At 70.1% G+C, this 20,455-nt stretch carries 17 protein-coding genes and 1 pseudogene; 7 read left to right on the top strand and 11 right to left on the bottom strand.

The annotated features are described in order from the left end of the window. The 10 genes from IZR01_RS36565 to IZR01_RS54500 all read right to left on the bottom strand — a co-directional run. A partial coding sequence (locus tag IZR01_RS36565) for an ATP-binding protein (protein WP_194926503.1) occupies nt 1-2,530 on the bottom strand: 2,530 nt, incomplete at its 3' end. A 236-nt stretch (nt 2,531-2,766) separates the two neighbouring features. Beyond that, entirely contained in the window at nt 2,767-4,782 is a 2,016-nt protein-coding gene (locus tag IZR01_RS36560) for a LamG-like jellyroll fold domain-containing protein (RefSeq protein ID WP_194926502.1), read from the bottom strand. Nucleotides 4,783-4,900: 118 nt separating this feature from the next. Next, complete coding sequence (locus IZR01_RS36555; protein WP_194897693.1) at nt 4,901-6,007, bottom strand: LLM class flavin-dependent oxidoreductase; 1,107 nt, start codon at nt 6,005-6,007, stop codon at nt 4,901-4,903. Between the two features lie 13 nt (nt 6,008-6,020). Beyond that, entirely contained in the window at nt 6,021-7,037 is a 1,017-nt protein-coding gene (locus tag IZR01_RS36550; RefSeq protein ID WP_194926504.1) for a transporter substrate-binding domain-containing protein, read from the bottom strand. Between the two features lie 18 nt (nt 7,038-7,055). Next, a complete protein-coding gene (locus tag IZR01_RS36545; RefSeq protein ID WP_194897692.1) occupies nt 7,056-7,826 on the bottom strand; it encodes an amino acid ABC transporter ATP-binding protein in 771 nt (256 codons plus the stop codon). Further along, entirely contained in the window at nt 7,823-8,713 is an 891-nt protein-coding gene (locus tag IZR01_RS36540; protein ID WP_194897691.1) for an amino acid ABC transporter permease, read from the bottom strand. The genes IZR01_RS36545 and IZR01_RS36540 overlap by 4 nt, the downstream gene beginning before the upstream one ends. Continuing rightward, nucleotides 8,713-9,690 (bottom strand): transporter substrate-binding domain-containing protein, encoded by a 978-nt coding sequence (locus tag IZR01_RS36535; RefSeq protein ID WP_194926501.1) that lies wholly within the window; start codon nt 9,688-9,690, stop codon nt 8,713-8,715. The genes IZR01_RS36540 and IZR01_RS36535 overlap by 1 nt, the downstream gene beginning before the upstream one ends. A 37-nt stretch (nt 9,691-9,727) precedes the next feature. Next, nucleotides 9,728-10,528: an amino acid ABC transporter ATP-binding protein gene (locus IZR01_RS36530; protein ID WP_323746587.1), complete on the bottom strand. Its 801-nt coding sequence runs from the start codon at nt 10,526-10,528 to the stop codon at nt 9,728-9,730. Continuing rightward, nucleotides 10,525-11,490, bottom strand: coding sequence for an amino acid ABC transporter permease (locus IZR01_RS36525; protein WP_194926500.1), 966 nt, complete (start codon nt 11,488-11,490; stop codon nt 10,525-10,527). The genes IZR01_RS36530 and IZR01_RS36525 overlap by 4 nt, the downstream gene beginning before the upstream one ends. 43 nt (nt 11,491-11,533) lie before the next feature. Beyond that, nucleotides 11,534-11,632 carry a putative leader peptide gene (locus tag IZR01_RS54500; protein ID WP_368862229.1) on the bottom strand — a complete coding sequence of 33 codons (99 nt, stop codon included), beginning with the start codon at nt 11,630-11,632 and terminating at the stop codon, nt 11,534-11,536. A gap of 94 nt (nt 11,633-11,726) precedes the next feature. On the opposite strand from IZR01_RS54500, the gene IZR01_RS36520 reads away from it, so the two are divergent. From IZR01_RS36520 to IZR01_RS36495, 7 genes and pseudogenes are all read left to right on the top strand, one after another. Beyond that, complete coding sequence (locus IZR01_RS36520) at nt 11,727-12,446, top strand: GNAT family N-acetyltransferase (RefSeq protein ID WP_194926499.1); 720 nt, start codon at nt 11,727-11,729, stop codon at nt 12,444-12,446. Between the two features lie 75 nt (nt 12,447-12,521). Then, nucleotides 12,522-12,629, top strand: a complete 108-nt coding sequence (locus IZR01_RS53710; RefSeq protein WP_323746586.1) for a putative leader peptide — start codon at nt 12,522-12,524, stop codon at nt 12,627-12,629. Between the two features lie 97 nt (nt 12,630-12,726). Then, nucleotides 12,727-13,956 (top strand): LLM class flavin-dependent oxidoreductase, encoded by a 1,230-nt coding sequence (locus IZR01_RS36515; protein WP_194926498.1) that lies wholly within the window; start codon nt 12,727-12,729, stop codon nt 13,954-13,956. A gap of 24 nt (nt 13,957-13,980) precedes the next feature. After that, nucleotides 13,981-15,429 carry an NtaA/DmoA family FMN-dependent monooxygenase gene (locus IZR01_RS36510; RefSeq protein ID WP_194926497.1) on the top strand — a complete coding sequence of 483 codons (1,449 nt, stop codon included), beginning with the start codon at nt 13,981-13,983 and terminating at the stop codon, nt 15,427-15,429. Beyond that, nucleotides 15,426-16,466 (top strand): annotated as a pseudogene (locus tag IZR01_RS36505) (LLM class flavin-dependent oxidoreductase); the annotation flags it as partial. The gene IZR01_RS36510 and the pseudogene IZR01_RS36505, both read left to right, overlap by 4 nt. Nucleotides 16,467-16,732: 266 nt before the next feature. Then, on the top strand, nt 16,733-17,878 hold the full coding sequence (locus IZR01_RS36500; protein ID WP_194899956.1) for an LLM class flavin-dependent oxidoreductase: 1,146 nt from the start codon (nt 16,733-16,735) through the stop codon (nt 17,876-17,878). A 74-nt stretch (nt 17,879-17,952) separates the two neighbouring features. Further along, a complete protein-coding gene (locus IZR01_RS36495) occupies nt 17,953-18,453 on the top strand; it encodes a flavin reductase family protein (protein ID WP_194899955.1) in 501 nt (166 codons plus the stop codon). 99 nt (nt 18,454-18,552) lie between these two features. On the opposite strand, the gene IZR01_RS36490 is transcribed toward IZR01_RS36495, so the two are convergent. Then, the gene (locus tag IZR01_RS36490; RefSeq protein ID WP_194900067.1) at nt 18,553-20,019 is read right to left on the bottom strand and encodes an APC family permease; all 1,467 of its coding nucleotides are present in this window, start codon (nt 20,017-20,019) and stop codon (nt 18,553-18,555) included. Nucleotides 20,020-20,455 lie beyond the last annotated feature (436 nt).

Genomic DNA, 20,455 nt, shown 5'->3' with positions numbered 1-20,455 from the left:
CGCGCGCCCCGTCCGCGTCCCCCAACTCCGCCAACGCCTCCCCCAGTCCGGCATGCGCCTCCGCGATCTCGCGCCGGTTGCCGACCTGCTCGCACAATTCGATCGCCCGCCGATACTCCGCCACCGCCTCCGCGGGGCGGCCGCTGCGGCGCAGGGAGCCCGCGAGTTCGCACAGGGCCTCGCCGAGGGCGTCCTGGATGTCGGCCGCCTCGAAGAACGCGACCGACTCGCGGTGCATGAGGATCGCCTGTTCGTACTCGCCGCGCATGCCGTACACCACGCCCAGCGAGCTCTGCGTCGCCGCGACGTCGGCCGGCCGGCCGCGCCGCGTGTCCAGCTCCAGCGCCTCGTACAGCACGGCCAGGGCCTCGTCGAGGCGTCCGGCGTCGATGTAGAACGAGCCGATGTTGCCCAGCGCGATGGACAGCGGGCCCGCCGTCCCGATCTCGCGGCCGAGCTCCACCGCGCGCAGCAGCACCGGCAGCACCGCGTCCAGGCGCCTGGCCAGGTTCAGTACGCCGCCGAGGTTGCCGAGCAGCCGCGCCTCGCCGAGCCGGTCGCCGGCCTCGTGGTAGATCCCGATCGCCTCGGTGAGCACGTCGATCGCCTCGTCGTACCGCCCCAGCCGGTGCAGCGACAACGCCAGGTTGCCCAGCGCACGCGCTCGGCCCGGCAGGTCGCCGTGCGCGCCGAAGACCTCGGCGGCCCGGTTTCCGAAGGTGACAGCTTCCTGATAGCGGCCGAGCACGCGGTAGGTGCCGCCGAGGTTGGTCAGCGCGTACCCGACGTTCTCCGGATCGTCGGCGGCCACCGCGCGCCCGTGAAGCAGCATGGCCTCGCGGAGGTGCGAGGTGTCGTGGAGGAACCGGAACAACAGCCGTGACAGCAGCGGGGTCCGGTCCGAACCCGCGTCCGCGGCGGCCAGCGCCGCAGCCAGGATGTCGCCGAGTTCGGTCTCCAGCCACTGCGTCGCCGCCGGCATGTCGGCGAAATCGGGGATCTCCGCGTTCGCCTTCGGTGTCTCCGGACGCCGTCCCGCTTCCTCGGGCATATACGCGTCGCTCGCCACGGCCGAAGCAGCCAGGTAGTAGTCCACCAACCGCTCCAGCGCCGCCTCCCGCCAGTCCGGCGGATCGGTGTCGGCGACCAGTTCCGAAGCGAACTCGGCGATCAGGTCGTGCAGGTGGAAGCGTCCGGGGCTGGCCTGCAACACAAGGTGATCGTCCAGCAGCCGCTGCAACAACCCGTCGGCGTGCCGTACCGGCAGCGCGGCGAGCGCCGCCGCGGCGTACACGTCCACGTCCTCGCCGGGCACCGCGGCCAGCAGCCGGAACATCCGCCGGTGGTCGTCGTCGAGCTGCGCGTAGGAGACGTTGAACGCCGAGGCGACCGCACGGTCGGCCTGCGAGAGTTCGGCCAGCGGCCGGTCGTCGGCGGCCAGCCGGTACGCCAGATCGCGCACGGTCCACGCCGGCCGGTGCGCCAGCCAGGCGGCGGCGATGCGGATCGCCAACGGGAGATGACCGCAGGCGTCGAGGATGTCTGCCGTGGACCCGTCCGGCGTGGGCCCGCCTGGCGTCGAGCCGTCTGGCACGACGCGGCCGTCCGAAGCACCATCGACGCGACTGTGGCCCGTACCGGCGACACGCTGGAACAGCGCCAAGGCATCGTCGTGCTCGAAGACGCCCAGCGACAGCGCGGCGGCCCCGTCCAGACCGGCCAGCCGACGCCGCGACGTGACGACCACCAGACTGCCCGAGCCCCCCGGGATCAAAGGCCTGACATGGTCGGCGTCCGGCGCGTCGTCCAGGACCAACAACACCCGGCGGCCGGCCAGAGTGGCCCGCCACAACGCGGCCCGGTCCTCGACATCGGCCGGGATCCGCTTCTCCGGCACGCCGACCATGCCGAGGAACCGTTGCAACGCCGTCGCCGGATCGACCGGGGCGCGCCCCGGGGTGAAGCCGTGGAACTTCAGGAAGAACTGGCCGTCCGGATAGCGGTCGGCGACACCGTGCGCGGCATGCAGCGCCAACGCGCTCTTGCCGACGCCGGCCATCCCGTCGATGGTCACGATCGTCATCGGACCGGCCGCACCGTCCGCACGGTCCCCGGCCGCCACCAACTCGTGGAAGCGAGCCAGGTCGGCGTCCCGGCCGACGAAATCGCCGACGTCATGAGGAAGGAAGCGCCACGACAGACCCGGCTCCGGCTCGGCCACGTCGGCCGTACCAGCCGCGCCGGTCGTACCAGTCACGCCGGCCGTACCGGTCGCCCCGCTTTCGGCAACCGCGCCAGCCTCACTGGTACCACTAGTAACCGCAACCGCCACCAACTCCAGCCGCGCGTCCTCCGGCAACCGCAATGCCTCGGCGAGCCGAGTCACGGACGAAGGCCGGGGCGTCCGCCCCTTCCCCGCCTCCAGCGCGGCGATGGTCCGTACCGACACTCCCGAAAGGTCTGCCAACTGCTCCTGGGTCAAGCCCGCTCGCAGCCGATGTTCCCGAAGGACCTCGGCGAATGCCCGCACGACATCTTCCTCCCATGGTCGTCACGTCAGATGACAGGCGAACGACATGCCAATGACATGGTATCGGCGGCGTCCGGCACGAGACGATTACTCCCGAAGGCAACGCCTTCGAGCACGGGGTAAGCGGGGGAAAACGGGAAGACACGGGGAAAACGGGGAAATGGACGCCGGACCGCGGAAGCACGCGGCCCGGCGCCCACCTGTATCCCACCGACGAAGAGAACAGAGCGCCCCTCTCAGGCGTTCATGAACTCGTCGATGCGGAGCGGCCGGCCGGTGATGCGCACATCCCCGAGCCAGCCGTTGTGGATCTGGTTGATGACGCCGCCGTACTCGTAGCCGCCGAGCAGCCAGGAGTGGTTCAGTGTCGTGATGCCGATCGCCGGCGTCGAGGGGTTGCGGCCCTCCTCGCAGCCGTTGACGTACATCCGGTTCACCTTGCCGTCGTTGACCACGGCGACGTGCCACCACTGGCCGAGCGGCAGCAGGTGGCTCCAGGTGGTGGACGCGCCGCTCTGGTTGAGCGGGTAGACGTTCCACTGGAGTTCGGAGCCGCCGGACAGGCTCAGCGTGCCGATCGGCTCCTGCGGGTCGGTGTTGCCGCCGGACTTGCCCGCCTCGCTGGCGATGCCCCAGCGGCTGAGCAGACCGCTCCACGCGCTCTGCGAGGAGTCCCAGTCGGCGGGCAGCTTGAAGAAGGCCTCGAAGGTGTATCCGTGCTGGAAGGTCTCGCTGTTCAGCGGCGCGTTGGGGACCGTCTGTAGCCAGGCGCCCTGGACCGGGTGGCCCTGGCCGACGAAGCGCAGCGAGCCGTGGCCGGGCTGGTCGGGGTGGAACTCGGAGGCGGACCAGGTCAGCGGCGTGCCCTTGGTGCCCGAGACGTTCTCCTTCACCAGGTCGTTGCCCCGCCCGCTGAGGTCGCGGATCACCTGGCTGTCGCCGACCGCCGAGCCGTCGGCGCCGCCGCCGTCGAAGCGCCAGTAGGCCAGCGTGCCGCGGACCAGCATCTTGTTCGCCGGGCGCGCCGGACGCGGCGCGACCGGGGCGAAGCCGCCGAAGCGCTGCGGGAAGTCCACCGCCATGGAGAAGCGGTCCACCGACGAGGTGAGCTCCATCTCCTGTCCGGCCAGCTCGTTCACCTGGCCGACGGACATGTCGCGGATCCACGGGGAGAACGTGGACACGTCGATGGTGCCGCGCCGCATGTCGAAGCGGTAGGTGCGGATCATCGCCGCGCCGCCGTAGTAGCGGTCCTGGTAGTTGGTGATGTGCACGTGCACGTCGTGGCCCGCGGTGTTGGTCAGCGTGGTGGACCCGGGCGGCCAGTAGTGGCCGTTGAGGGTCAGGAACACCTGGTCGTGGTTCTTGATCAGGCCGTCCCACAGCTGCTGGCCGTAGTCGGACAGGTAGGCGGTGCCGGAGTCGTCGGCGTAGGAGATCTCGTGCGTGGTGATGATGACCGGCAGCGTCGGGTGGTCGGTGATCACCTTGTTGGCCCACGCGAACCCGGCCGGCGAGAGCCGCCAGTCCAGGCCGAGCAGCAGCCACTCGCGACCGCCGCCACGGAAGATGTGGAAGGTGTTGTAGCCGTCGGGGCTCGCGCCGCCGAAGGACGGCGACTTCGCCGCGCGGGCCTTGGTGAACGTGCTCGAATACGGGGTCGCGCCGCGCTGGTCGGTGCCGGACACGTCGTGGTTGCCGGCCACCACGCTGTAGGCGACGCGCTTGCGGTCCAGCATCTCGAACACCGAGCCGGCCGCCGCGAACTCCCCCGCCTGCCCGTTCTGGGTGAGGTCGCCGAGGTGCGCCATGAAGACGATGTTCTCTTCCTCATCGCCGCTGAGGATGTAGCGGAACGAGGCCTCCATCGGCGCCGGGTGGATCCGGTCCTGGTCGAACATGTACTGCGTGTCCGGCATCACGACTAGCGTGAAGACCGGGTTCTCAGGGTCCGGGTCCCAGCGCGCGCCGGGGTCGCGGGTGTCGATGGCGGTGATGTCGTAGACGCCGGCCCCGCTGTGGTCGGCGTTCAGCGCGTCGGTGGACGGGGCGGACGCGGTCGAGGCGGTGTCGGCGGCGGCCGCGGCGGCCGGCCCGAAGACCGTGGCGCCGGACGCGATCGCGGTCGCTCCGACACCCAGCAGCCCGGCGTTGCGCAGGAAGTCCCGCCGCCCGGTCGCGGCCGGTCCGGCGGAGTCGAAGTCGGCGGTGCGGGGACACTCACAGTGAGCGTCGTCGTGCTCGTGGTTCATAGCGGCTCCGGGGGGGGGTGAGGATTCCGCCGGTACCGTATGCGCCGCCCCGCGTCCGGCGAGGATCTCGCGAGCCACACGTGGTCGAACATCGGTGAAACGCATTAGTTGTGCTGCTTCACAAAAGCGGCCGAACACACTCCGCGAACGTGTAGGCCTCCTCCAGATGCGGATACCCGGACAGCACGAACTCCTCGATCCCCGCCTCCCGGTACTCCCCGATCCGCGCCGCCACCTCCTCATGACTCCCGACCAAGGCCGTCCCCGCCCCGCCGCGCACCAGCCCGATCCCGGCCCACAGGTTCGGGGCCACCAGCAGCCGCGAGCGGTCGCCGCCGTGCAGCGCCAGCATCCGGCGCTGGCCCTCCGACTCCAGCGACCGCAAGCGACGCTGACCCTCCGCGACCGTCTCGTCGTCGAGCCCTGCGATCAGCTGGTCCGCCGCGCTCCATGCCTGCTCGGAGGTGTCCCGGCTCAGCACGTGGATCCGTAGCCCGAAGCGGATCTCGCGCCCCAGTTCGGCCGCGCGCTTGCGGACCCGCTCGATCTTCTCGGCCACCAGCGGGACCGGCTCGCCCCACGTCAGATAGGTGTCGGCGTGCTTGGCCGCGACCTCCAGCGCCGGTTCCGACGACCCGCCGAAGTACACGCGCGGCGTCGGGTCAGGGGGCTGACGCAGGTGCCCACCCCGGACCTCGTGGTACTTGCCCACGTAGTCGAAGGGATCGCCGGACCACGCGTCGCGCACGATGTCCAGGAACTCCGCGGCACGCTCATACCGCTGGTCGTGGTCCAGCACGTCCCCATACCCGCGCTGCTCGGCGTCGCTGCCCCCGGTCACCACGTTCAGCAGCAGCCGACCGCCCGACAGCCGCTGAAACGTGGCCGCCATCTGCGCCGCCAGCACCGGGCTGACCAGCCCCGGCCGGAACGCGACCAGGAAGCGCAGCCGCCGGGTCGCGGCGATCAGCGCGGCGGTGACGATCCACGCGTCCTCGCAGTGCGCGCCGGTCGGGGTGAGGACGCCGTCGTACCCGAGGTCGTCGGCGGCCTGGGCGAGCTGGGTCAGGTAGGCCAGGCTCGCCGGACGCGCGCCGCCGGGAACCGGCGGCGGACCGGAGGCGCCGCCGATCCCCGCGCCGTGGACCGACGCGCTCAGTCGGCGGGCGTCTCCGCCGGTGGGCAGGAACCAGTGGAACCGGGTTCTTTCATCATCGATGGTCATCGGTGATCCCCGCTCAGGAGTTGCTCGCGGGCAGCCCGGGCGGGTTGACCTGCGAAGTCTTCACCGCCTCGGTGTTGAGGTTCCACGCCGCGAGCCACCTGCCGTAGTCGCCGTTCTGGATCAGATAGTTGACGGCGTCGGCGATCGGCTTGGCCAGCCCGCTGTCCTTCTTCGTCGTCGCCCCGATCAGGCCCTGCAACGTCTCCCCGGCCCCGGAATACTCCCCGGCGATCCGGGTCGGGTTCGGCGACTTCGAGGTCTGGGTCACCTGGTAGGCGACGCCGGGGTTGGGCCCGAGGTAGATGTCGATCTTGCCGGAGGTCAGCGCCAGCAGAACGGCGTTGCTGTCCGGGTAGTACTTGATGTTGATGTCCTTGCCCTCGGTGCGCAGCTTGTTCTGCCACTCCAGCAGGATCTTCTCCTGGTTGGTCCCGGACGAGACGGCCACGGTCTTGCCGGCCAGCGCGTGGTAGTCGCCGGTGAACGACCACGTGCTCGACTTCAGCGTCTCGAAGCCGAGGTTGTCCTCGCGGTAGCTGGCGAAGTCGTACTTCTGCTTGCGCTGCTCGGTGTCGGTGATGTTCGCGAACCCGACGGCGTCCTTGCCGCTGTCGATGCCGACGAACATGTTGTCCCAGGTGGCGTTGTCGAATGAGGGCTTGAGCCCGAGCACCGCGGCGACCAGCCGGGCCAGGTCCGGCTCGGAGCCGGTGAGGGTCTTCTGGTCGCTGCCGACGTAGGCCAGCGGCGGGAACCCGGCCGGCAGCGCGCCGACGGCGACCTTCAACGTGCCGCCGGACCGGATCGCGGCCGGGAGTTCGGCCCGCAGCGCGTCCTGCTGCGCGACGGTGATGTCGGCCTCGGTGGCGGCGCCGTTCGACAGGGATCCGACCCGGACGACGGTCGTGCCGGCGGCGGCCGGCGCGCTGTCGGTCTTGGTGCCCGAAGCACCGCTGGAGCACGCCGAGGCCAGCAGGACGACCGCGAACGCGGGTACGGCGAATCGGAACAGGTTTTTCGTCACGGGTATCTCCAATGCAGAAGACTGCTAAAGAACTTTGCTGAGGAATTCACGGGTCCGCGGATGCCGCGGCCGGTCCAGGACCTCACCGGGCGGCCCCTCCTCGACGATCCGCCCGGCGTCCATGAACACGACCCGGTCGGCCGCCTCCCGGGCGAACCCGATCTCGTGCGTGACGACGATCAGCGTGGTGCCCCCGCCGGCCAAGGCCCGGATGGCGGCCAGCACCTCGCCGACCAACTCCGGGTCCAGCGCGGACGTCGGCTCGTCGAACAGCACCACCCCGGGCCGCAACGCCAGCGCCCGCGCGATCGCGACCCGCTGCTGCTGCCCGCCGGAGAGCTGCCCCGGGTAGGCCTCGGCCTTCTCGGCGAGCCCGACCTGGGCGAGCAGTTCCACCGCCCGTTCGCGCGCTTCGGCCTTCGTCGCGCGGCCGGTGGCCACCGGAGCGGCCGTGACGTTCTCCAACACCGTCAGGTGCGGGAACAGATTGAAATCCTGGAACACGAACCCGATCTCGGCGCGCTGCGCCAGGATCGCGCGCTCGCTGAGCTCCTTGAGCCGCGTCCCGTGCTCCCGGACGCCGATCAGCACGCCGTTCACCGTCACCCGCCCGGCGTCCAGCTTCTCCAGGTGGTTGATGGCCCGCAGCAGCGTCGACTTGCCCGCGCCCGAAGGCCCGATGATGACCGTGACGTGCCCCGGGCACACCGTCAGATCGACGTCGTCAAGCACCTTGTGCGCTCCGTACCACTTGCTGGCTCCGCGGACCTCCACCGCGGCGGCGAGCGTGCTCATCGGCGTTCCCCCGCTCGCAACCGGCGCTCGATCCAGTACTGCGCGAGGGAGACCAGGCTGGTCAGGATCACGTACCAGGCGGTGGCCACCAGCAGCAGCGGCACCACGTCGCCGGGATAGGTGCTGCTCATCGTCTGCACCTGCCCGAACAGGTCGAGCAGCGACACGTAGAACACCAGCGACGTGCCCTTGATCAGCCCGATCAGTTGATTGACATACGCCGGCACGATCGCGCGCAGCGCCTGCGGCAGCACGATCCGCCGGAACTGGTACCAGCGCGGCAACCCCAACGCCGCGGACGCCTCGCGCTGCCCGCGCCCCACCGACAAGATCCCGCCACGCACCACCTCGGCGGCGTAGGCGGCCTCGTTCAGGCTCAGCCCGATCGTGGCCACCACGAGTTCGGTGGCCAGCTTGTTCTCGTCGAAGCGGAAGAAGCTCGGCCCGAACGGCACACCGAGGCTCAGGGTCCGGTAGAGCGCGCTGAAATTGAACAGGATCAGCAGCACCACGATCAGCGGGACCGAGCGGAACAGCCAGATGTAGACCCAGCTGACCGTGCGCAGCACCGGATTGTGCGAGAGCCGGGCCAACGCCAGCACGACGCCGCCGACCAGCCCGAGCACCGCCGACAACGCGGTGACCTCCAGCGTGACCCACAGGCCGCGCAGGATCACCGGCCGGGCGAACCAGTAGCCGAACCGGCCCCATTGGTAGAACGGATTGGTGGCCAGGCCGTGCACGAACTGCGCGGCCAGCACCACGACGACCGCGGTGGCGATCCAACGGCCCGGATGGCGCAGCGGGATGACGCGCTGGGTGGCCAGATCCCGATGCGGGCTCTCAGAAATCCCGATGGCCTCGGCGGGTTCTGCGGAAGTACTCATCACAAGCCCGGGTCCGGGTTGACCTGCGAGGTCTTCAGCGCGGTGTCGGGCACGCCCCACTTGGCGAAGATCTTCGCGTAACTGCCGTCGGCGATCAGCGCGTTCACGGCGTCGGACAGCGGCTTGGCCAGCGGCGAGCCCTTCGCCGTCACGGCGCCGACCGGCGTGGAGCTGATCTGGCCGAGGAACCTGGTGTCCGGCACGTGCGCGGCGTCGTACTTCACGCTCAGCGTCGGGCCGAACATCACGTCGATCTTCCCGTTGGCCAGCCCCAGGAAGATCGGGGCGCTGTCGGAGAAGTACTGGACCGTGTAAGGCTTCTTACCCGCCGCCGAGCACTTGGCCGCGCCGTCGGTCAGGATCTGCTGGAAGGTCGAGCCCGGGCTGGTGGCGACGGTGTAGCCGCACAGGTCGGTCAGGGTGTTGATCTTCGTGGCGCTCACACTCGACGCCCCGAGGAACGCCTGGCCGTCGGTCAGATACGTGGCGAAGTCGACGATCTGCTCGCGGGCCTTGGTGACGCCGAAGTTGCCCCAGCCGACGTCGAACTTGCCGTTCTGGGTGCCGGGGATGATGGTCTGGAACGTGCCGTACTGGACGTCCCAGGTGACGCCGAGCTTCTTGGCTATGGCGTTGCGCAGGTCCACGTCCAGGCCGACTTCCTTGCCCGCGGCGTCGACGCCGTCATGCGGCAATCCGGCCAGGCCGGTCGGCTGCGTGGTGCCCAGCGACAGCGTGCCGCGCGCGGCGATGGCCGCGGGCAACTCGGCCTTCAGCGCGGGATCGGTCTGGACACCGGACACGACGTCCTGCGTCGGGATCGACGCGGACGCGCTCCCCTCGGCGGCGACCGGAGCGCCGGCGCCGGCGGTCGGCTTCGCGGCCGAACCGCAGGCCGTGGCCAGGGTGAGGGTGGCCGCCGCGATGGCGAGGGCGGCAAGGGGCGATCGACGGCCTACACGGCCGGGGGTCGACACGGAAGTGGTCCCTTCGGGAAGAATATGAGGGTGTTGATTAAAGAACCGCGGACAGGAAGGCCCGCGCGCGCTCGTTGCCCGGCCGGTCCAGCACGTCGGCGGGGGCGCCGGATTCCACGATCCGGCCGCCGTCCAGGAACACCGCCTGGTCGGCGACCTCCCGGGCGAACCCGATCTCGTGGGTGACGATGATCATCGACATGCCGCCGACCGCGAGGTCCCGGATCACGCCCAGCACCTCGCCGACCAACTCGGGGTCCAGCGCCGAGGTCGGCTCGTCGAACAGCAGCAGCCGGGGCTCCATGGCCAGGGCCCGGGCGATGGCGACGCGTTGCTGCTGGCCGCCGGAAAGCTCGCGGGGATAAGCGCTCTGGCGGCCGTCCAGACCGACGCGGGCCAACAACTCCCCCGCCTTCGCGACCGCGTCCGGCTTCGGCACGCCGCGCACCGCGACCGGCGCCTCGACGAGGTTCTCCAGCACCGTGAGATGCGGGAACAGGTTGAACTGCTGGAAGACCATGCCGACCTGCGTGCGCTGGCGGGTGATCTCGCGGCCCGGCAGTTCGTGCAGCCGGCCGTCGCGGTAGCGGTAGCCGACGATCTCCCCGGCCACCTCGACGAACCCGGCGTCCGGCCGCTCCAGGTGGTTCACACAGCGCAGCAACGTGGACTTGCCCGAACCGGAGGGACCGAGCAGCACGGTCACCGAACCCTCGGCGACGTCGAGGTCGACGCCGTCCAGAACGCGATGCGAGCCGAAGCTCTTCTTCAGGCCTCTGACCCGGACCAGCGGACGTACCGCACCGGCGTCCCCGGCCTGCGGGGTCCCGCCGGTCATGATCCGCCCCCGGCTGCCAGCCCGGCCCGGTTGAACAACGGCAGGTTGCGCCGGAACAGCCGGGCGAAGCCGTCGCCGCGCCGGTTCGTCCCGCGGGCGTAGTGGCGTTCGACGAAGTACTGGCCGATGGACAGCACCGTCGTCAGCACGATGTACCAGAGCGTCGCCACCAACAGCAGCGGGATGATCTGGAAGTTCGCGTTGTAGATCAGCTGCGCCGAGTAGAGCAGGTCCTGCACCGCGATGACGCTGACGATCGACGTCGCCTTGAGCATCCCGATCAACAGGTTCCCGGACGCCGGGACGATCGCTGGCATCGCCTGCGGCAGCACGATCCGCCGGAAGATCCTGGTACGGCCCAATCCCAGCGCCTGCGCCGCCTCGACCTGTCCGGCCGGGACCGACAGGATGCCGCCGCGCACGATCTCGGCGGAGAACGCCGCGACGTCCAGGCTCAGCGCGACGTAGGCGGCCAGGATCCCGCCGAACAGGTGCGCGGTCTTGAAGCTGGCGAACTCCGGACCGAACGGGATCCCCAACGACAGCTTGGGATACAGCGAGGCGAGCTCGTACCAGAACAGCAACTGGACCAGCATCGGGACCGAGCGGATCAGCCACACGAAGCCGAAGCCCAGGGACTTCAGGACCGGGTTGTCCGACAGCCGCGCGGCGGCCACCGCGGTACCGATGACGTACCCGGTGACCAGCACCGCGGCCGTCAGCCAGATCGTGAGCTCCAATCCGTGCAGGATCGAGCGCTCGAAGAAGTAGCCGCGGACCGTCGGCCACTGGAAGCGCCGGTTGGTCACCAGCGTGTGGACCGCCATCGCGGCCAGCACCAGCAGGATCGCGGCGGAGATCCACAGGCCGGGGCGGTGCGGCGCGACCAGGCGCGCGGTCAGGAGGTGTTCGTCGGCGGGGGCAGGTGGAAGCGCGGTGCGCTCCGATACGTCGGAAGTCATATGGGTGCCTTCGAGGGCGGTTCGGGGCGAGGACGACTACCGGTCAGCGGACCGGGACGTTCCCCGGACACAGCGCACTACTGACGCGAAGCAGGTCGACATGGCGCCGGAGAACCCGGAGCTGGGAGTACTGGGACTGCATGCGGGTCACCTCGCCTTCGGTCAAGACCCGGGCACGATCTCCATAGTCGAGACCATACCTATCGAACTAATGGAGATTGGGTACGGTCATCAGCATGCCAACAAAGACCACTGATCCGTCAGCCCCGTCTCACGTCTTGGACGATCCGGCCCGCGCCTCGCTGCTCGGAGCGCACGCCCGGTTCACCGAATCGGTCGGCTCGGTACTGCGCTACCAGCCCGACGTCTCGATCTTCGTCGCGCTCCCGCCGGACCCCGGCGAGCAGGACTGGCGCGACGCCGCCAAGCTGCTCGGCCCGGACGGCGTGCTGCCCACCGGCGGCACCGAGCCGACCCCGCCGCCAGGCTGGGAGCAGGTCCTGCGCATCCCCGGCGTGCAGATGGTCGCCCAGAACGTGGCCGCCGCACCGGATCCGGAGGCGGTCCGGCTCGGCGCCGCCGACGTGGACGACATGCTCGAACTCATCGCCCAGACCAACCCCGGGCCGTTCCGGCACCGCACCGTCGAGCTCGGCACCTACCTGGGCATCCGGCGTGGGGGCCGGCTGATCGCGATGGCCGGCGAGCGCCTGCACCCGCCGGGCTGGACCGAGATCAGCGCGGTCTGCACGCACGCCGACTTCCGGGGCCAGGGCCTGGCCACGCGCCTGGTCCACGCGGTCGCGCACGGGATCGTCGAGCGCGGCGAGACGCCGTTCCTGCACACCGGCGCGGGGAACGTCACCGCGATCCGGCTGTATGAGGCGCTGGGGTTCCGGCTGCGGCGTGAGGTCGTGTTCGCCGCGTGGCAGGTGCCCGTCCAGTATTCGGAATGATCGCGGCGATCTTCTTGACGAACTCCGGACGTGCTCTACTATCCCCACTATCCCAATAGGGATTCTTTCCTGGCCATGAGGGAGGTGAAGGCGTTGCCCACTGCCACCGGCTATTACTCGCGGCGCCACATCGACCTGCTGCGCATCGCCAGCGCTCTGTGTCCCGCGCCGCAGCGCGGCTGAGCGCTTCTTCCCCCCTCCCCGCCTGCGCTTTCACCGGCCGCACGTGTCCGCCGCGCCCGGCCTCTTGGCTGTCCCCTGCACAGAAAGCGATCACCGCATGTCCCCCGATCCCCTGTTGCACCTGGCCGTCGCCCTCGACGGCGCGGGCTGGCACCCGGCCGCCTGGCGCGAGCCGGACGCCCGCCCCGACGAGCTGTTCCGCGGCCGTTACTGGACCGATCTGGTCGTCGAGGCCGAGGACGGCCTGCTCGACTTCGTCACCATCGAGGACTCCTTCGGGGTCCAGAGCACCGACTTCAACGCCGTCGACGACCGGGTCGACCAGGTCCGCGGCCGCCTGGACGCGGTGCTGACCGCCGCGCGGGCGGCGCCGGCGACCACGCACGTCGGGATCGTGCCGACCGTCGTGGCCAGCCACACCGAGCCGTTCCACCTGTCCAAGGCGATCGCCACGCTGGACTACGCGGCCGCCGGCCGGGCGGGTCTACGGGTCCAGATATCGGCCAAGCCTTACGAGTACGCGCTGATCGGGCGGCGCACCACCGAGCCGGTCCGGCTGGCCGACATCAACACCGCCGAGGTGCAGACTCGGATCGCCGAGCACTTCAGCGAGGCCGCCGACTACGTCGAGGTGGTGCGGCGGCTGTGGGACAGCTGGGAGGACGACGCCGAGATCCGCGACGCCGCCACCGGCCGCTTCATCGACCGGGAGAAGCTGCACCACATCGACTTCGAGGGCGACTGGTTCGACGTGCGGGGGCCCTCGATCACGCCGCGGCCGCCGCAGGGCCAGCCGGTCGTCACCGCGCTCGGCCACTCCTCGATCCCCTACCAGCTCATCGCGCGCGCCGCCGACGTCGGCTTCGTCACCCCGCACGACCGGGCCGGCGCGGCGGCGATCGTCGCGGAGATCCGGCGTGAGCAGGAGTTCGCGGGGCGGGCTTCGGACACAGTGCACGTGTTCGCCGATCTGGTGGTGTTCCTGGACGAGAGCGCTCAGGCCGCCGAGGAGCGCCGGGCCCGGCTCGACGAAGTGGCCGGGGCGCCGTACACGAGCGATGCGTACATCTTCGCCGGGACGCCGTCGGAGCTCGCCGACCTGCTCGCCGATTGGCGGCACGCCGGTCTGACCGGCTACCGGCTGCGTCCGGCGGCGCTGCCGCACGACCTGACGCGGATCACTCGCGCCCTGGTGCCCGAACTCCAGGCCCGCGGGCTGTTCCGGACTGAGTATCAGGCCTCGACCTTGCGCGGGCATCTGGGTCTGCCGCGGCCCGCAAACCGCTACGCCGCCGTCGCTCCGGCGGTCGCCCCCGCGGCCGTTTAAAGCGTGGAGAGAAAGAGCCGAACCATGAGCAAGCCCATCAAGCAGATCCATCTCGCCGCGCACTTCCCCGGCGTCAACAACACCACGGTGTGGAGCGACCCGGCCGCCGGCAGCCACATCGAGTTCGCGTCGTTCGCGCACTTCGCGCAGACCGCCGAGCGCGCCAAGTTCGACTTCGTCTTCCTGGCCGAGGGCCTGCGGCTGCGCGAGCAGGGCGGGCAGATCTACGACCTGGACGTGGTCGGGCGGCCCGACACGTTCACCGTGCTGGCCGCGCTGGCCGCCGTCACCGAGCGGATCGGGCTGACCGGCACCATCAACTCCACGTTCAACGAGCCCTACGAGGTGGCACGGCAGTTCGCCTCACTGGACCACCTGTCCGACGGCCGGGCCGCGTGGAACGTCGTCACCTCCTGGGACGCCTTCACCGGCGAGAACTTCCGGCGCGGCGGATATCTCGCGGAGCAGGACCGGTACGACCGCGCGAAGACGTTCCTGCGCACGGCGTGGGAGCTGTTCGACTCCTGGGACGGCTACCGGATCCCGGCCGACAAGGAATCAGGGGTCTTCCTGTCCGATCCGAAGGCCGGGACCTTCGAGCACCGGGACCGGCACTTCGACATCGCGGGCCGGTTCAACGTGCCGACCTCCCCGCAGGAACGGCCGGTCATCTTCCAGGCCGGGGACTCCGACGCCGGACGGGAGTTCGCGGCCTCCTGCGCCGACGCCATCTTCGGCCGGCACAGCACGCTGGGACCGGGCCAGGAGTTCTACACCGACGTTAAACGCCGGCTGCCGTCCTACGGCCGGACCAGCGAGGACCTGCTGATCCTGCCCGCGGCGACCTTCGTGCTCGGCGACACCGACGCCGAGGCCGCCGAGTTGGCGGTCCAGGTGCGGCGGGCGCAGGTCAGCGGGCAGACCGCGATCAAGTTCCTGGAGCAGCTGTGGAACCGGGACCTGAGCGGCTACGACCCCGACGGCCCGTTGCCGCAGACCGACCCCGATGTCAGCGGGGACTCGATCTCCAAGGGCCGGGCCGCGGACCGGATGTACCGGGACCGGATCGCCGTCGCCCGCGAGTACCGCGAGGAGGCGGCGGCCAAGAACCTGTCCATCAGGGAACTGATGATCGAGAAGACGTCGCGGCAGTCGTTCATCGGCTCCGCCGAGACGGTCGCGACGCAGATCGACGAGCTGGTGCAGGCCGACGCCGCGGACGGGTACATCCTGGTGCCGCACATCACGCCGGGCGGGTTGGACGTCTTCGCTGACACGGTGGTGCCGATCCTGCAGGAGCGCGGGCGGTACCGTGCCGACTACGAGGGGACGACGCTGCGCGAGCACTTGGGGTTGGGTTCGCCGCGTAAAACTCCGGCGGGGGCTGAGGCAGGGGCCGCGGCGGGGACCGCGGCGGGGGCTCAAGCTGAGGCGGAGTCGGAGGCGGCGGTTCCGGTGGGGGCGCTGCAATGAAGTTCCTGAGCATATCCCTGATCGTCCACGCCCCGGATCCGACCACCGGCGTCCAGGCGCCGACGAACGAACGCTTCCGCCAGGTCGTCGACGCCGCGGTACTGGCCGAGGAACTGGGCTTCGACGGCTTCGGCGTCGGCGAGCGGCACGAGCGGCCGTTCATCTCCTCCTCGCCGACCGTCGTCCTGAGCCACATCGCCGCCAAGACCAGCCGGATCAAGCTGTTCACGGCGGTCACCACGCTGAGCCTGCTGGACCCGGTGCGCGCGTATGAGGACTATGCGACGCTCGACCACCTGTCCGGGGGCCGGCTGGAGCTGATCATCGGCAAGGGCAACGGCTCGGCCCAGCGGGAACTGTTCGACGTCACGCCTGAAGATCAGTGGGAACGCAACGCGGAGTCCTACGAACTGTTCCGGCGGATCTGGCGCCAGGACAAAATCACGGCCACTCCCAAGTTCCGCCCCGCACTGAACGACGCGGAGGTCTGGCCCCGGCCGTTCCAGCAACCGATCCGCGTCTGGCACGGCAGCGCGACATCGAAGGAGTCGGTCGACTTGGCGGCCCGCTACGGCGACCCGCTGTTCTCGGCCAACGTCACCAACCCGATCGAGCCGTACGCGGAGCTGATCCGCTACTACCGCGAGCGCTGGGCGTTCCACGGCCACGACCCGGCGAAGGCGGCGGTCGGCGCCGGAACCGCGGGCTTCTACGCGGCGACTACTTCGCAGGAGGCGCTTCGCGGCTACGCCCCGGTATTCGCCGGCCACCTCGCGATGTGCAAGCGGATGGGTGTCGAGCCGGTCTTCCCGACGCTGGAGGACTTCGTCACGCGCAGCTCGGCGCTGATCGGCAGCCCGCAGCAGATCCTTGAGAAGGTGCACAGGTACTACGAGCAGTTCGGGCACACGGTGCTGCACCTACAGGCCGAGCCGACCGGCCTGAGCGCGGTCGAGCACCGGACGTCGCTGGAGCGGTTCCAGAGCGAGATCGCGCCGGTGCTGCGGCGGGAGATTCCCGACCCGCCTTGGGATTGGGACGCGCGGCCGATCGCTGATGTTTTCTCTGCTGATTCCTCCGCGACTGATTCGGCAGCTAATTCGGCGAGCAACATAGGCGCCGCTTTCATCGCCGATGCTCCGCCGACGGTTTCGGCCGCGGAATCTGCCCCCGATCCGCTGGCTGACTACCGTGCCGCGTTCGTCTCCGAGCCTTCTCCGGAGCCCTCTTCCGATCCCTCCCCCGAGCCCGAGCGCGGTACTTGGCCACCGCACCTCATCCCCAACGCGCAAGGAGCCTGACTATGTCCCGTACCCCACTCGGCGTCCTGGACCTGGTTCCGATCAGCTCCGGCTCCAGCGCGTCGCAGGCGCTGCGCAACAGCATCGACCTGGCGCAGCAGACCGAGCGGTTCGGTTATGCGCGCTACTGGTTCGCCGAGCACCACCTCAACCCGGGGGTCGCCGGCACCAGTCCGGCAGTCGTGCTCGCCCTGACCGCCGCGGCGACCACCTCCATCCGGCTCGGGTCCGGGGCCGTGCTGCTCGGGCACCGGACGCCGCTGGCCACCGTCGAGGAATTCGGCTTGCTCGACGCCGCGTTCCCCGGTCGTTTCGACCTCGGGCTGGGGCGCTCCGGCGGCGGCCGCACGCCCGGCAGCGCGGTGCCGGTCCGGGAGCCGGCGCTCGTCGGCGGCGCCGCCGTCCGCGACGGCTACACGCCGAACGGCCTGCGCATCCCGCCGCGCTTCGACTTCGCGCCGCTCCTGAAGTCGCCGCGTTTCGCGCTGCACAAGGCGCTGCTCCAGCAGCCGAACGCCGAGACGCCCGACTACGTCGACCAGGTCGGCGACATCCTCGCGCTGCTGGCCGGGACCTACGTCGACGGCAACGGCCAGCAGGCGCACGTCGTGCCCGGCGAGGGCGCCGATCTCCAGCTCTGGATCCTCGGCAGCAGCGGGGGCGCCAGTGCGGAGGTGGCCGGGGGCAACGGGCTGCGGTTCGCGACCAACTACCACGTCAGCCCGGCGACCGTGCTCGAGGCGGCGGAAGGGTATCGGGCCGCGTTCCGAGCATCGGAGGTGCTGTCGGCACCGCACGTCGGGGTCTCGGCCGACGTCGTGGTCGCGGAGACCGAGGCCCAGGCGCGGGAGCTGGCCTCCGGCTACGGCGCGTGGGTGCGCAGCATCCGGACCGCCGAGGGCGCCATCCAGTTCCCGACGCCGCAGGAGGCGCGGGCCGTGCCGTGGACCGAGGCCGACCGGGCCCTGGTCGCGGATCGGGTCGAGACCCAGTTCGTCGGCACCGCGGCGCAGGTCGCCGACCAGTTGGAGATCCTGCGCGACGCGGTCGCTGCCGACGAGCTGATCGTCACCACCATCACCCACGACCACGCCGACCGCGTCGCGTCGTACCGGCTGCTGGCCGAGGAATGGGCCAGGCGGGCCTGAGCCCATTGGGCCTGGGCCCACTCGGCCTGAGCCCACTCGCTCTGGGAGGAACCCATGACCGTTCAGGACACACCATGACCGTTCAGGACATCACCACTGCCTCACACCATCCCAAAGAGCTGCGACGCGTCTTCGGCGCCTTCCCCTCGGGGGTGACCGCCGTGGCCGCGCTCGTGGACGGCGTCCCGGTGGGACTGGCCGCGAGCTCGTTCACCTCGGTCTCGCTGTCCCCGGCGCTGGTCTCGGTCTGCGCCGACGTCAGCTCGACGACGTGGCCGGTGCTGCGCACACGTCCCCGCCTGGGAATCAGTGTTCTGGGAGCGCACCAGGAGCAGGCGTGCCGCCAGCTGTCGTCGAAGAACGGGGAACGCTTCGCCACGCTGGACTACCGGGCCAGCGCGGACGGCGCGGTCTTCGTCGAGGGGGCGAGCGCCTGGCTGGAGTGCGAGATCGACTCGGTGCTCCCGGCCGGTGACCACGACATCGTCGTCTTCCGGGTCCACGACCTGGACGCCGACCCGACCGTGCCGCCGCTGGTCTTCCACGCCAGCAAGTTCCAGCGGCTGGCGGCCTGAAGAGCTGAGCGGGAGATCTAAGCGGGCGCGAGCGGCACCGGCCCCAGCTCCGGTGCCGCCCGCGCCCTCGCCCCCTGCTCCGCCCTCCTACTCCGCTCCCTACTCCGCGTCGGCGACGATCGATCCGACGCGTTCGCCGAGGCCCGGATCGCGGCGGACCAGGAGGACCGCGTAAAGCCACGCCACGAGCAGCACCCCGAGCGCCAGGTAGGGGAACCAGTCGTAGGGCGTGGACTGCCCCGGCTTGGCCAGGTAGTACAGCGGCACGATGATGGCCGCGGCCCCGACCAGCGGCAGCACCGCGTGCCGGACCACGTTGAACTCCGCGCCCTGGTACCTGCGGTAGTAGAACGGCAGCGCGAGGTTCGAAGCCAGATACACGAGCAGGATCAGGATGGTGCCCATCGTCGAGGACTCGGCGAAGTAGTTCACCGGGTCCATCGACCCCTTGCCGCCGATGATGTGCAGCAGGCCCCAGCCGCCGATGATCAGCGTGCCCGCCGAGACGAAGACCATGATCGCGTTGAGCGGCGTGCGGCGCGTCGGGTGCACCCGGCCGAGGAAGGCCGGCAGCAGCCGCTCACGACCGGCGTTGAACAGCAGCCGGGTCTGGGAGTTGGTGCCGGCGATGAGCGACCCGAGCGTCGAGGTCAGCCCGGCGAGGTAGGCGAAGAAGGCCAGCACCCCGAGGGTGCCGTGGGCGACGTCGATGAACGGCACGGCCGCGGCACCGGTCTTGTCCGCGTCGTACCCGAACCCGGTGACCGTGGCGTAGGCGAACAGCACGTAGCCCACCGACATCATCGCGATCGAGAAGAACACGGCACGGCCCACGTTGCGACGCGGGTTGTCGGTCTCCTCGGCCAGCGCCGCGGAGTTCTCCCAGCCGACGAACATGTACACCGCGAGCGGGAAGCCTTCGGCGAGCCCTGACATACCACCCTTGACGTGACTGGGCTCGAAGGGCTTGAGCGACAGATGCGCGCCGTGCTTGGCGATGACCCACACCGACACCACGACCAGCACCGACATCTCGACCGCGAAGAAGTACCCGGCGAGCTTGGTGGACACCCCGACCCCGCGGATCATCAGCAGCACCGCCAGCGCGGTGAGGATGAGCGTGAACAGGATCCACGGCACGTTCCAGCCGAAGTAGTAGTGCAGCGTCATCTCCAAGAACCCGCCGGAGATGGCGATCACCGAGGAGATGGCGATGATGTACCCGGCGGTGATCAGCAACGCGGTGGTCACCGCACTGGTCGGCCCGAACGTCTTGCCGACGAACGTGATGAACCCCCCGGCCGACGGATGCGCCCGCGAGAACTGGGCCAGCGTGTTCCCCAACAGCGCCACGGTGATCCCGGCGACGATGATGGTCAGCGGCGAGGCCACCCCGGCCGTCGTGGCCAGCAGCCCGAACCCGAAGTAGAAACTCATCGCCGGCCCGATATTGGCCATCGTGGAACTGGCGATGTCGAGCAGGCCCAACGAACCGCCGCGCAGCCGATCCCCACCCGGCTCCGGCTCGGCGGCCGACGGCGCGGGCGCGGTGGACGGGGGATCCATGGTGGACATGGGCTGCTCCTCGGCACTGAGAGCTGGGCTACGAGCTGGGCGGATCAGGGCGGGGCCGCGGTCTTGCCGAGAAAATAGCTCACAGGGAACAGATAAACAAGGGGTAATGGGTCGCGGTGAGCAAATATTTCGGGGATGGTGGTTGGGCCGGTGATTGGGCCGGTGATTGGGCTGGTCAGCTGGACTCATCGCAAGAGGCTGCGATCGGCGCGCTAGCCGGTGCTGGGCGCTGACCGCTCTGACTGCTAGTGCGGTGGCTGGATTGGTTTGCCGTGTTGGTGGTGTGGTTGCGGGTTGGGCGAGAGTCGGGCACGGAGGCCGCCGGTCACGTACGGGGTTAAGGGCGTTGTGAAAAAGCCGCCTGTTTTCGTCCGCCGGCTTTTGTACGCAAGGCGCGGTCGCGTGGCAGGGCGGACGAAAACCGGCC

It is taken from the genome of Catenulispora pinisilvae, assembly GCF_015356865.1.
Classification (GTDB): domain Bacteria; phylum Actinomycetota; class Actinomycetes; order Streptomycetales; family Catenulisporaceae; genus Catenulispora; species Catenulispora pinisilvae.
This window is presented reverse-complemented; position numbering and strand designations above follow the sequence as displayed.

Bases quoted from the DNA above. Each gene is read 5' to 3' on its own strand.
- IZR01_RS36560 (WP_194926502.1), bottom strand. From the start codon at position 4,782: ATGAACCACGAGCACGACGACGCTCACTGTGAGTGTCCCCGCACCGCC.
- IZR01_RS36555 (WP_194897693.1), bottom strand. From the start codon at position 6,007: ATGACCATCGATGATGAAAGAACCCGGTTCCACTGGTTCCTGCCCACC.
- IZR01_RS36545 (WP_194897692.1), bottom strand. From the start codon at position 7,826: ATGAGCACGCTCGCCGCCGCGGTGGAGGTCCGCGGAGCCAGCAAGTGG.
- IZR01_RS36540 (WP_194897691.1), bottom strand. From the start codon at position 8,713: ATGAGTACTTCCGCAGAACCCGCCGAGGCCATCGGGATTTCTGAGAGC.
- IZR01_RS36530 (WP_323746587.1), bottom strand. From the start codon at position 10,528: ATGACCGGCGGGACCCCGCAGGCCGGGGACGCCGGTGCGGTACGTCCG.
- IZR01_RS36525 (WP_194926500.1), bottom strand. From the start codon at position 11,490: ATGACTTCCGACGTATCGGAGCGCACCGCGCTTCCACCTGCCCCCGCC.
- IZR01_RS54500 (WP_368862229.1), bottom strand. From the start codon at position 11,632: ATGCAGTCCCAGTACTCCCAGCTCCGGGTTCTCCGGCGCCATGTCGAC.
- IZR01_RS36520 (WP_194926499.1), top strand. From the start codon at position 11,727: ATGCCAACAAAGACCACTGATCCGTCAGCCCCGTCTCACGTCTTGGAC.
- IZR01_RS53710 (WP_323746586.1), top strand. From the start codon at position 12,522: ATGAGGGAGGTGAAGGCGTTGCCCACTGCCACCGGCTATTACTCGCGG.
- IZR01_RS36515 (WP_194926498.1), top strand. From the start codon at position 12,727: ATGTCCCCCGATCCCCTGTTGCACCTGGCCGTCGCCCTCGACGGCGCG.
- IZR01_RS36510 (WP_194926497.1), top strand. From the start codon at position 13,981: ATGAGCAAGCCCATCAAGCAGATCCATCTCGCCGCGCACTTCCCCGGC.
- IZR01_RS36500 (WP_194899956.1), top strand. From the start codon at position 16,733: ATGTCCCGTACCCCACTCGGCGTCCTGGACCTGGTTCCGATCAGCTCC.
- IZR01_RS36495 (WP_194899955.1), top strand. From the start codon at position 17,953: ATGACCGTTCAGGACATCACCACTGCCTCACACCATCCCAAAGAGCTG.
- IZR01_RS36490 (WP_194900067.1), bottom strand. From the start codon at position 20,019: ATGGATCCCCCGTCCACCGCGCCCGCGCCGTCGGCCGCCGAGCCGGAG.